We start from the raw sequence: 12,255 nt of genomic DNA, 5'->3' as shown, positions 1-12,255 counted from the left end.
GGGCTTAGACGGCATCCAGGAGATGGGGTATCAGAGGTTCATCAGCGGCAGGCATCGGATAATCCCTCAGCCTGACAGCCCGCACCCATTTCAACGCCTGGCCTTCCTTGCCGAGTGGAGTTCCATTCCACCTGCGGCAAATGAACAATGGCATAAGTAGGTGAAAATCTTCGTAAGAGTGGCTGGCAAAAGTAAGTGGCGCCAGACACGCTTCGTTAACTTCAATGCCGAGCTCTTCCTCCAGCTCGCGTATCAGCGTCTCCTCGGGACGCTCGCCTTGCTCGACCTTGCCGCCGGGGAATTCCCACAGTCCGGCCATGGATTTGCCTTCAGGCCGCTGCGCCAGAAGAATGCGACCATCCGCATCCACAAGGGCGCAAGCTGCGACGAGCACGATCTTGGTCATTGGCAGATTGTCCAATCCTGAAACGCTGAATTAACGCGCGGTTAAGCACGTTTGCGGGCAGTACCGTCAGAACTGCTAGGGAAACTCAGCTCCGGTAGTCGCCATTAATGGCGACATATTCCTTGGTGAGATCACAGGTCCAGACCGCCGCCTGGCCGCTGCCGAGACCGAGATCGACCCGGATGACAATGTCTTCCTGCTCCATCACGGCAGAGGCGGCCGCTTCGCTGTAGTCTGGATCGCGCTCACCTTCCACGGCCACCCGCACATCGCCGAACCAGATGGCAAGCTTGTCGCGGTCGGCCGGTTCACCAGCCTTGCCGACGGCCATGACGACGCGGCCCCAGTTGGCGTCTTCGCCGGCGATTGCCGTCTTGACCAGCGGCGAATTGGCAATCGACAGCGCGATCCGCTTTGCGGACCCGTCGCTTTCGGCACCTTCAACCCGCACTTCCACGAATTTGCGTGCGCCTTCGCCGTCGCGGACGATCTGATGGGAAAGGTCCAGCATGACGTCGCCAAGAGCGGCCCTCAGCACGTCGACGCGCGGATCATCGAGCGAGGCAACGCTCTCCACGCCCTTTTTGCCGGCTGCACCGGTCGCGAACAGAAGCACCGTATCGGAGGTGGACGTATCGCTGTCGACGGTCACCGCGTTAAAGCTGCCGTCGACTTCCCCGCTGAGCAGAGCCTGGAGAACAGCCGGAGCGATCGGAGCGTCGGTATAGATGAACGACAGCATGGTGGCCATGTCCGGCGCAATCATTCCCGCGCCCTTGGCAATGCCGTTGATTGTCACGGTAACACCATCCAGTTCAACGCTTGCAGTGGAGACCTTCGGATAGGTGTCTGTCGTCATGATCGCCTTGGCCGCATCCAGCCAGCTCGCGCTGCCCTGGTTGGCCTTCAATTCTCCGATGACACCGGAAAACTTGTCCGCCGGAAGCGGTTCGCCGATCACGCCGGTTGATGCCAGGAAGATTTCACCCTCGCTGCAGCCAAGCTCCCTGGAGACGATTTCAGCAGACAGTTCAACAGCTGCCTTGCCCTTCTTGCCGGTAAAGGCATTGGCATTGCCGGAATTGACCAGGAGCGCGCGGGCCTTGCCGCCACCGACCCGAGCCTTGCACCAGTCAACCGGCGCGGAAGAACACTTGGAACGGGTGAAGACCCCTGCGACGGCCGTTCCCTCGGCAACCGTTGCCAGCAGGACGTCGGTCCGGCCCTTGTACTTGATCCCGGCAGAGGCGGTCGCAAACTGAACACCCTCGATCTCCGGCATCTCGGGATAGGACTTGGGTGCAAGGGGAGATACGGTGGTCGACATCAAGGCGGTCCCGGTCAGATGATACAAAGTTCCGGATCAACGGGCGCTCAATCGAGATCGTTTGACCGTCCGGACATTGATCCATTCAAATGCGTGCGAGCACCTTGTCAGCGCTCGCCTGAACACTGGATGCTCTTGCCGTAAGCATGGGACAAAGGCAAGCCTTTTCAAGCCTTTTTGGGCTTGGTGCACAAGGGCTGCAAAAAAGCCCGGCAGTCTGACTGCCGGGCTTTCTGGTTTCAGGCAGCGTTTGCCTTATTCGGTCTTGGCCGCACCGTCTTCGGCAGCAGCACCTTCTTCTTCGGACTTGGCAAGGGCTTCATCGAGGATCTCGACTGCAACCTGATCCTTCAGCTCGGCCATGCGGGCGTCATAGCGCTCGCGCATCAGCTGCTGGCGCAGACCGTTTGCGACTTCCTCGAACGCCGGCTTTTCCTGACGACGCTTGTCTTCGAGCTTGATCACATGCCAGCCGAACTGGGTTTCGACAGGCTCCTTGGTGTAGGTGCCCGGCTCCAGCGCAAAGGCCGCAGCCTCGAACGGTGGAACCATCTGCCCCTTGACGAAGTACCCCAGGCTGCCGCCATTGGGACCGGACGGACCAGTAGATTTTTCGCGGGCCAGTTCAGCGAAGTCCGCGCCGCCGTCCAGTTCAGCGATAAGGGCTTCAGCTTCAGCCTTTTCCTTCACCAGGATGTGACGGGCGTTGATTTCTTCCGGACCTTCGAAGTCGGCGAATTCCTTGTCGTATGCCGCCTGAACCTCTTCGTCGGTCACCGCACCGTCGATTTTCTGGGCAAGGTAAGCATTCCGCAAGGCACGCAGTTTCAGGAAGTCGAGCTGGCGCTCGAAGTCCGGATCCTTGTCCAGGCCATCTTCACGAGCGGCATGCGCCATCAGTTCCATGTCGACCATGACGTCCAGAAGAAGCTTGCGCCACTGTGCCGGCGGGAACCGCTGCAATTCCTTGCCAAGGTCCTGCGCAGCAAAGGCGAGATCAGCTTCGGTGATTTCCGTGTCGCCAACTTTCGCGACCACATCGTCCGGTTCTGCAGCGGACAGAACGGTGGATCCGAGCGACAGCGCCAGGAGAGAAACGGCAAGCGCCTGAGCCGGCCTGCGCATCGAAATTCGGAACATGAGTAGTCCTTTACGTATCGGAACAGTAATCTTTCTTTCCCCTGTCTTGCAGGGGCGTGGCTACATTGCGCATTCCTGCGGCGTTGACAAGCATTCAGCCCCCTCTTATCTGTCGGGCGTCCTGGCCGTAGCGCCGGGAAGGCATCTTTTCGGCCGCGAATGCCGGCCAGCGCTCTGCGCCAGGCGGCAAAGTGGACAGCAATTGAGACGATTTCATGGGCAGGCGCCTCTTTGCCAGTTGGCGCCGCCCGGTAGGGAAGGACCGCCACATGGCTGGCCTTGGCGCTTTAGCACGTAAGATTTTCGGTTCGGCGAACGACCGGAAGGTGAAGACATTTCGGGCAAAGGTCGAACAGATCAATGCCCTGGAGTCTGAAATCCAGGCTCTTTCGGACGACGCTCTCAGAGCCAAGACCGACGAGTTCCGAAACCAGCTGAAAAACGGCGCAAGCGTCGATGACCTCTTGGTTCCCGCCTTCGCCACCGTCCGCGAAGCGGCCCGCAGGGCACTCGGTCAGCGGCACTACGACGTGCAGCTCATCGGCGGCATGGTCCTCAATTCCGGACAGATTGCAGAAATGCGCACCGGTGAGGGCAAGACGCTTGTGGCAACCGCCCCGGTCTATCTCAACGCCCTGACCGGAAACGGCGTTCACGTCGTTACCGTCAACGACTACCTGGCACAGCGCGACAGCGACTGGATGGGTCAGGTCTACAAATTCCTCGGCCTCAGCGTCGGCTGTATCACCCACGGCCTGAGCGACGAAGAACGCCGGGCAGCCTACGCCGCTGACGTCACCTACGGCACGAACAACGAATTCGGATTCGATTATCTCCGCGACAACATGAAGCATGACCGCCAGTCCATGGTTCAGCGCGGACATGCCTATGCCATCGTCGATGAAGTGGATTCGATCCTGATCGACGAAGCCCGTACGCCTCTGATCATTTCCGGTCCGCTTGAAGACCGCTCCGAGTTCTACAATTCGGTCGACGCCTTCATTCCGCATCTGACTGAAGAAGATTACGAGCTCGACGAAAAACAGCGTTCGACCACCTTCACCGAAGCCGGTAACGAAAAGCTGGAAAAGCTGCTGGGCGAAGCCGGCCTGCTGAAAGGCGATTCGCTCTACGATGTCGAGAACGTCGCCATCGTGCACCATCTGCAGCAGGCGCTGAAGGCGCACAAGCTGTTTCAGCGCGACAAGGACTACATCGTCCGCAATGACGAAGTGGTCATCATCGACGAGTTCACCGGCCGCATGATGCCGGGTCGCCGTTTCTCCGAAGGCCTGCACCAGGCCCTGGAAGCCCGCGAAAAAGTGCGCATCCAGCCGGAAAACCAGACGCTGGCCTCCATCACGTTTCAGAACTACTTCCGCATGTACGGCAAGCTGGCCGGCATGACCGGCACCGCGTCCACCGAAGCCGACGAATTCGCCGACATCTACAAGCTGGAAGTGGTCGAGATTCCGACCAACGTTTCCGTCAAGCGTATCGATGACGACGACGAGGTCTACCGGACCGTTCAGGAAAAATTCCAGGCCATCGTCAAGCTGATCGACGACTGCAAGCAGCGTGCCCAGCCGATCCTGGTCGGCACCACGTCGATCGAGAAGTCCGAATATCTTGCCGAGATGCTCAAGAAGCATGGCTACAAGCAGATCGATCTCAGCGATCCGGCTGCCTTTGCCGCCGCGCAGAAGAACGAAGGCGGCAAGACCAAGGTCTTCGCGGTTCTCAACGCGCGCTACCACGAGCAGGAAGCTTTCATCGTTGCCCAGGCTGGTCTGCCGGGTGCCGTGACCATTGCCACCAACATGGCCGGCCGTGGTACGGACATTCAGCTCGGCGGCAACGCCGACATGCAGATCGCCATGGAACTGGGCGACATGCCGGAAGGTGAAGAGCGCAGCGCCAGGGAAGCGCAGATCCGCGCCGAAGTCGAGGACATGAAGCAGAAGGCGCTTGCTGCCGGCGGTCTTTATGTCATCGGCACAGAGCGTCACGAGAGCCGCCGCATCGACAACCAGCTGCGTGGCCGTTCCGGCCGCCAGGGCGACCCGGGCCATTCCAAGTTTTTCCTGTCCCTGCAGGATGACCTGATGCGCATCTTCGGGTCTGAGCGCATGGATTCCATGCTGCAGAAACTCGGACTGGAAGAAGGCGAAGCTATCATCCACCCGTGGATCAACAAGGCACTTGAAAAAGCTCAGCAGAAGGTCGAGGCGCGCAACTTCGACATCCGTAAGAACCTGCTGAAATTCGATGACGTGATGAACGACCAGCGCAAGGTGGTCTTCGATCAGCGTATCGAGCTGATGGACAGCGAAGCGATCCAGGACGCGGTTTCCGACATGCGTCACGACGTGATCGACGATCTTGTGTCCGCACATATTCCCGAGCGCGCCTACCCGGAGCAGTGGGATACCGAGGGCCTTCAGGAAGAAGTCCGCAAGTATCTGAACCTGGATCTGCCGATCAAAGATTGGGCGGCCGAGGAAGGTATCGCCGACGAAGAGGTCAAGGACCGCCTGCGCAAGGCGGCCGATGCCGGCATGGCGCAGAAGGTCGCCAAATACAGCCCGGACATCATGCGTCAGGTCGAAAAGGCCGTGCTGCTGCAGACGCTCGACAACCTGTGGCGCGAGCACCTGGCCAATCTCGATCACCTGCGGTCTGTCGTCGGGTTCCGTGGTTACGCCCAGCGCGACCCGCTGCAGGAGTACAAGACCGAAGCGTTCACGCTGTTTGAATCCATGCTGACGCAACTGCGCCAGATGACCACCGCGCAGCTGATGCGGGTCGAACTGGTAACGGACCAGGCACCGCAGATGCCGGCCGAGCCGGAAATGCATGCTCATCACATCAATCCCTTGACCGGGGAAGACGAGATGGCCATGGCGGACGCCCAGCTTCCGGTACCTCCGGCACAGCGTGACCCGGAAGACCCTGCTACCTGGGGCAAGGTCGGCCGTAACGAGGCCTGCCCTTGCGGCTCCGGCAAGAAGTTCAAGCACTGCCACGGCGTGCTTGTCTGACGGCAATCGGAACAATTGACCATCAAGAAGGCCAGCCTCGTCAAAGGGCTGGCCTTTTTCGTGAAATTCCGGCAGGTTGCCGCCGACTTCAACCGGCTAACGAATGTTCATGCACACCAAAGCGGCTAACACTGTCTATGTCACCCGGCGGGAAAACGCCCGCCCGCAGGCGCCGCTGCTCAGCGTCATCGTACCGGTCTTTGACGAAGAGGAAGTCATCCTCCACTTCCTGCAGGCAACCCGGCCGGTGCTCGAGCGAAGCGGCCTTCGTTATGAATATGTTTTCATCGATGACGGCAGCCGTGACAGGACCGCGGATATCCTGTCCGAGCAGCTTTCAAACGGCCTGCCCGGACGACTTCTGGGCCTCTCCCGCAATTTCGGCAAGGAAGCTGCACTTTCCGCAGGGCTCGAGGCAGCGAAAGGAGACATCGGTGTCATCATCGACGCCGACCTGCAGGACCCGCCGGAGCTCATTCTGCAGATGCTGGACGGATGGCGCGCGGGCTATGATGTCGTCTACGGCCTCAGGGTCGACCGGTCTTCCGACACGCTCATGAAGCGGTCCACGGCGGGCATGTTCTACAGTCTGTTCAACCGCCTGGCCAATATCGACATGCCAGCGAACGCCGGTGACTTCCGTCTGATCGACCGCTGCGTTATCGATGCATTGCTGCGCCTGCCGGAACGCAATCGCTTCATGAAGGGCCTTTTTGCCTGGGTCGGGTTTCCGGCCATGGCACTGCCCTATGAGCGCCCTCCTCGCATGGCGGGGGCTGGCAAGTTCAATTACTGGAAGCTCTGGAACTTTGCGCTGGACGGCCTCACGGGCTTCACAACGCTGCCGCTACGGGTCTGGTTCTATGGCGGCGCCCTGATCTCTGTCGGCGCCTTCACCTATGCGCTTTATCTGACATTACGCGTCCTCATCGAAGGCATCGATCTCCCGGGCTACGCATCGCTGATGGTCGCGCTTCTGTTCTTCTCGGGTGTGCAACTGCTGTCGATCGGCATGATCGGCGAATATGTGGCGCGGCTTTTCAACGAAGCGAAACAGCGGCCGGTCTTCATCGTTCAGGATGTCATCGAAGGCGGCAACACACCTCAACCCGCAGAGCAAACGGACGACGCCGCCAATGGCGCCTGAATTTCGCCACCGCAGGCTGAAGACGGAAACCGCTGCCGCCGGCAAATTCGCCGTGATCGGCGTGCTGGCGACGCTCACCCATGCCATTGTAGCGGGCAGCCTGCTGCAATCTGGAATGCTTCCGGCCTATCCAGCCAATGTCTGCGGTTTCCTGGTCGCCTTCTGCGTCTCTTTCACCGGTCACTATTTCTGGAGCTTCTCCCACCTGCGCCGAAAGGGCACCGCAATCAGAAGCATGGTGCGGTTCCTGGTGATTGCCGTCTCCGGCTTCCTGCTGAACACCACCGTTCTGGCCCTGTGGCTGACGCTGACCCCCTGGCCGGATCTCATCGGCCTCCTGTTTTCCATCGCGATCGTGCCAGCCCTTTCCTTTGCCGGAGCCCGGCTCTGGGCCTTCTCGCATCATCCAGCCGAGACCTGACCCTTGATACGTCTGATCGAAAACGCTCCTTCAAGGGCGGCCCTTTATTACGCTGGCGGCCTCTGCCTGCTTTATGCCCTGATACCGGCCCTGACCTTTCCCAACCCGCCACTTGACGTGGTTGAAGGCTTTGCCTGGGGCAGGGAACTTCAGCTCGGCTATACCAAACATCCGCCGATGCAGGCCTGGCTTCTGGAACTCACCTATCGTCTCACGGGAGGCGTCAGTGGCGGGTACTGGCTGAGCGCGCTTTCAGTTGCCCTTGGCTATCTGTTCATCTGGCGGCTCGCTCGCCGTCTCGGACTTTCCGGCCAGCAGGCCTTCTGGTCTCTCGTGCTGACCAGCGTCACCTTCTACTTCACGCTGCCCCTGCCGGAATTCAACCCGAACATCCTGCAGATCCCCATCTGGGCAGGCATGATGCTGCTGTTTCACCGGGCAGTGGACAAAGGCCTCCTGCTCGACTGGGTCCTGCTTGGAGCCCTCGCCGCCTTTGGCCTTTACACGAAATATTTCGTGCTGCTCCTGATCGGTGCAATCGGGCTTTACGCGCTGGTCTTTGCCGATGCCCGGCGGCACATCCTGCGCCCGGGCCCCTGGGTGACGATAGCCGTCTGCCTTGCCCTGCTGGTGCCACACGCGGCATGGCTTCTGGAAACGGATTTCCTGACGTTGCGCTACGCCGCCAGCCGCAGCAATCCGGCAGACGGTTTTGTCGACCATCTGTTCAATCCGCTGAACTTCCTGGCAGCTCAGATTGGCAATCACGCCGGCTTGTTTCTTGTGGTTCTAGCCGGTCTTGGCTGGCACGGCCTGAAACAGGTTCGACTGCGCAGGCGCGAAGCGGCCACGCCCCTTGCCACACCTTCCGACCGCTTTCTGCTCTGGTTTGCCGTCCTGCCGCTTGCCGTGGTCCTGCTTGCATCAGCCGTTACCGGCAACGAGTTCGAACACATGTGGGGCACGCCCATATTCGTGCTGTCCGGCATCCTGGCGGTGCGGTTTCTGGCACTACCGCAACTCTGGCCCTTTCCCGCCCGCGCCCTCGTTGCCGCCGTCGCCATCCAAGCAATTTTTCTGGGCATCCTGTTCGGACAGGCTGTTCTGGAGCCGCACTGGAAACACAAGCAGACCCGGCTCCACTATCCCGGCAAGGCGATCGCCGAAGACATGGCACGCGTCTGGAAGGAGCGCATGGGCACCGATCTTGCCTATGTGGCCGGCGATATGTGGTCGGCAGCCAACGTCACCACACAGGCCGCCAGCCGCCCGTCGATGTTTTATCTGCATGACCGGACCCTCAGCCCCTGGATTGACCCGAAGGATGTCCAGGAGAAGGGTCTGATGATCGTCTGGCGAGGCGACCGGGAAACACCGATTGAGGAAATCCGCCGCTATTATCCGGATGCTGTCCGCGAAGGGTCGCGAACGTTCGCCTACCAGACCGCCGGCAGCATTCCCGACGTCACGGTTAACTGGGTCATCGTCCCGCCTGGCAAGGTGGTTTTCGAACAGGCGAATTAATCGCAAACGCTGGTACAAGCCGTCTGGAAACCGGACGAAAACAACACTAACTTGGCGCCATGATCAGTATGGCGGAAATCGACGGCGTGGAAGACTGGTTGATCGACCAGTCTCTTGGCTCGCCCGATCTGGGGTCCATGTTCGGAGAAATGTGCGAGCGCCTGCGCGCATGCGAGGTTCCTGTGGACCGCGCCATGATCGGCTGGTCGACCCTTCATCCCCTGATCGAGGCGGAAGCCGCCATCTGGGAAAACGGCACCGAAATCCAGCGCGAGCAGATTGCCCACAATGCCGAAGAAACAGACGAGTGGCTGCAAAGCCCCGTACGTGCCGTGCTGGTCAACCAGGAATCCGTCCTGCGACGGCGCCTCACGAATGCCAATGCACCGCTCGAGTTTCCCTTGCTCGTTCGGCTGAAGGAGAGCGGGTACTCCGATTACATCGTCATAGCGACCGAATTCGACCTGCCGACCATCAAGGACCAGATTGCCACCTCCGGCATCGTGATCAGCTGGGCAACGCGGGAAACCGACGGCTTCTCCGACGATGCCCTGACCGCAATCCGCTACATTCAAAAACGCTTTGCCCTGGCCGCGCGCGCCACCATTCAGGGGCAGATCAACCAGACAATTGCAGAGACGTATCTCGGCAAGATCGCCGGCAACAAGGTGCTCAGCGGCCAGATCCGCCATGGTGACGGCCAGACCGTCGATGCGGTGATCTATTTCAGCGACATGCGCAATTCGACCGCGATTGCGGAACTGCTTGGTCCCGATGCCTACCTTTCGTTTCTGAATACCTATTTCGACGCGACAGCCGGTGCTATCCTGGCAAAAGGCGGCGAAGTGCTCGATTTTATCGGCGACGCCGTTCTGGGCGTCTTTCCCATAGGCGCGCAAAGCCTGGACAAGGCGGTCGCACAGGCCCTGTCGGCTGCGGATGAAAGCCGGAACCGTCTGAAGGCGATCAACTCCGACCCGGCGCTGCCACACGTTCTCAAGGCGGGCATCGCCCTGTCCGTCGGCTCCGTCATGTTCGGCAATATTGGCGTTCCGCACCGGCTCACCTTTTCGGTGATCGGCCAGACGGTCCATGCGGCTGCACGGATCGAAAGCCTGACCAAGACCGTCGGCGCCGACGTTCTGATGACCGAAGACGTCGCCCGCTTCGCCAGCGAAAGATCAAAACCGGCCGGGTCGTTCGAACTCAACGGCTTCACCGACCCCCAGCCCTTGTTTACCCTGGACCGGCTTTTCTGAACGCCTCCCGTCCGGCAGGTATTTCCTCAGCCCACCGACAAGCAAAGACCGACATGACCGATCTACGTCCCGACGCCCCTTCCCATCTGCCTTTCAGAGACCAGGAAGCCACCGGCCCTGACAACGGTGCTCCGGTCGTGCTGCTGCACGGCTTCGGCGGCGACCGGCAAACCTGGCTCAACATCCAGACGGCACTGGCCTCGAAGAAACGCTCCATAGCGTTCGACCTGCCGGGGCACGGCGAGGCGCTGGACTGGCCGCGGATCGGCAACGCTGGGGTTTCCGCAAAGGCTGTCGGGCAGTCCCTGGAGGCGCTCGAGCTGACGAAGGTCCATCTGGTAGGCCACTCCATGGGCGGCGCAGTGGCCGCGCTGATTGCCCTGCGCAATCCTGATCTGGTGGCCAGCCTCACCCTGCTGGCACCTGGCGGCTTCGGCTCCGAAATCAATCACCGCCTGCTGCGTCGCTATGCGGCTGCAACGGATGCCGACACCATGGAAACCCTGCTGGAGCAGTTCTTCGGCTGGGAGTTCAAACTGCCGAAATTCCTCGCCAGAACGGCTGCCGAAAGCCGCGCGCGCCCGGGCGCGGCCGCAACACTGGAGGCAATCGCGGACGAGATCATCGACGGCAGCGTTCAAAAGACCCTGCCGCGCGACGAACTGGCAGCCCTGCCCATGCCGATCAAGGTCCTCTGGGGCACACAGGATCGTGTCCTGCCGACGCGCCAGGCCCACAAGCTGCCGGGTGTCGTTGCCACGCACATTTTCGAACGAACCGGCCACATGCTGCATCTGGAACTACCCAAGGAAGTGACCCGGCTCATCCTTCAGAACGCTGGCTGCTGACGCGGACCAACATCTGGAATGCCAGAAAGTTTCCCCGCGATCTGGCCCCCCGGCGCGGATTGGGATAGGTAGCAGGCCGAAACCCGGCCGGTCGGACGGCGGGGCCTGTATGAACCGAGCCGGAGCGCGCATGTCAGCCGAAATGTCAGCAGCCAACGATGTCATCGTCACGGCGGTGTCGGGCTATGAGCCGAAACACATGGCTGCCTGGTACAATTCCCTGAAGGCAACGGGGTATCGCGGCCGGACGGTCGCGGTTGCTTACAATGTCAGCGAAGCCCTTGTTGACTACATGAAGCACATGGGCTCGCTCGTCATCACCTTCGATCATGACGCCGGCAAGAAGCGCTACTCCTATTCGCAGCTTCGGGAAGAAATCGCCGACCATACCGATGGTGGCAAGCTTTACACCGACAGGCGCTGGACCTGGAACAAGCGCGTGCTGCGCTTCAAGGACAAGATCTACGACCGGCGCTTCTTCCATGCCAGTCACCTGGTGAAACAGCATCTCGATGCGCTTGGCGAACCTGTACGCTTCGTCGCGTTCTCGGATGCCCGGGACGTCATCTTCCAGTCTGACCCGTTCGCCTGGATGGAAGAGAACCTTGCTCCGGGCAAGGATCTCCTCATCGGTGAGGAAAGCATCACCCATGAAGACCCCTGGAACCGCCGGAACGTCCTGAAAACCTACGGCCGCCATGCCTATGACCGTGTGGCCAGGGTTCCCGTGTGCTGCGCTGGCTATTTCGCCGGCCGCTACGAGGCGATGATGGATTTCATGCTGGCGGTCTATTACTTCGACCAGACCAAACGCAGCGGTGATCAGGCCGCCTTTAACCAGCTGCTGACCTTTTGCGGCTGGAAGGAAAAGGCCGAGAAGGTGAACTGGCAGGTTCCCTGGCTGCTGCACGCGGTCAGTGCCAACGTCGGTCCGGACGCGCCAGGGTTCTGCATGCCGCGGGAAACCGTGCCGGTGTTCGAGGACGGGCTGGTCAAAACCTTTGACAAGCAGCCTTACGCCATCGTGCACCAGTACGACCGCAACAAGGAAATGACCGCCTATTTCATGGAGAAATTCGGCAAGGTCGAATAACAGCAGATGCCAACGCCGGGCATTCGAAGCGCTTTGCCCGAACGCCCGC

Annotated in this window: 10 protein-coding genes; 7 read left to right on the top strand and 3 right to left on the bottom strand. The window is 60.4% G+C overall.

Going from position 1 to position 12,255, the window contains the following annotated elements:
* Positions 1-4 precede the first annotated feature (4 nt).
* The 3 genes from mutT to FIV05_RS09390 form a co-directional block, all read right to left on the bottom strand.
* The gene (mutT, locus tag FIV05_RS09400; RefSeq protein WP_055659610.1) at positions 5-406 is read right to left on the bottom strand and encodes an 8-oxo-dGTP diphosphatase MutT; all 402 of its coding nucleotides are present in this window, start codon (positions 404-406) and stop codon (positions 5-7) included.
* Between the two features lie 85 nt (positions 407-491).
* Complete coding sequence (gene argJ, locus FIV05_RS09395) at positions 492-1,733, bottom strand: bifunctional glutamate N-acetyltransferase/amino-acid acetyltransferase ArgJ (RefSeq protein ID WP_152509378.1); 1,242 nt, start codon at positions 1,731-1,733, stop codon at positions 492-494.
* 255 nt (positions 1,734-1,988) lie between these two features.
* Entirely contained in the window at positions 1,989-2,873 is an 885-nt protein-coding gene (locus FIV05_RS09390; protein WP_051990069.1) for a peptidylprolyl isomerase, read from the bottom strand.
* Positions 2,874-3,142: 269 nt separating this feature from the next.
* Between FIV05_RS09390 and secA the strand changes: the two genes are divergently transcribed.
* From secA to FIV05_RS09355, 7 genes are all read left to right on the top strand, one after another.
* Positions 3,143-5,914 carry a preprotein translocase subunit SecA gene (gene secA, locus FIV05_RS09385; RefSeq protein ID WP_152509377.1) on the top strand — a complete coding sequence of 924 codons (2,772 nt, stop codon included), beginning with the start codon at positions 3,143-3,145 and terminating at the stop codon, positions 5,912-5,914.
* Between the two features lie 109 nt (positions 5,915-6,023).
* The gene (locus FIV05_RS09380) at positions 6,024-7,061 is read left to right on the top strand and encodes a glycosyltransferase family 2 protein (protein WP_209009920.1); all 1,038 of its coding nucleotides are present in this window, start codon (positions 6,024-6,026) and stop codon (positions 7,059-7,061) included.
* Positions 7,051-7,482, top strand: coding sequence for a GtrA family protein (locus FIV05_RS09375; RefSeq protein ID WP_152509375.1), 432 nt, complete (start codon positions 7,051-7,053; stop codon positions 7,480-7,482). The genes FIV05_RS09380 and FIV05_RS09375 overlap by 11 nt, the downstream gene beginning before the upstream one ends.
* Before the next feature lie 3 nt (positions 7,483-7,485).
* Positions 7,486-9,006, top strand: a complete 1,521-nt coding sequence (locus FIV05_RS09370) for a glycosyltransferase family 39 protein (protein ID WP_209009919.1) — start codon at positions 7,486-7,488, stop codon at positions 9,004-9,006.
* 59 nt (positions 9,007-9,065) lie between these two features.
* Positions 9,066-10,265, top strand: a complete 1,200-nt coding sequence (locus tag FIV05_RS09365) for an adenylate/guanylate cyclase domain-containing protein (protein WP_152509374.1) — start codon at positions 9,066-9,068, stop codon at positions 10,263-10,265.
* A gap of 53 nt (positions 10,266-10,318) precedes the next feature.
* Positions 10,319-11,113 (top strand): alpha/beta fold hydrolase, encoded by a 795-nt coding sequence (locus FIV05_RS09360; protein WP_023002969.1) that lies wholly within the window; start codon positions 10,319-10,321, stop codon positions 11,111-11,113.
* A 130-nt stretch (positions 11,114-11,243) separates the two neighbouring features.
* The gene (locus FIV05_RS09355) at positions 11,244-12,206 is read left to right on the top strand and encodes a hypothetical protein (RefSeq protein ID WP_055659616.1); all 963 of its coding nucleotides are present in this window, start codon (positions 11,244-11,246) and stop codon (positions 12,204-12,206) included.
* Positions 12,207-12,255: the final 49 nt, after the last annotated feature.

The organism is Labrenzia sp. THAF191a (assembly GCF_009363335.1).
Classification (GTDB): Bacteria; Pseudomonadota; Alphaproteobacteria; order Rhizobiales; family Stappiaceae; genus Roseibium; species Roseibium algicola.
The sequence above is the reverse complement of the archived record's forward strand: the minus strand, read 5'-3'. Positions and strand labels throughout refer to the sequence as shown.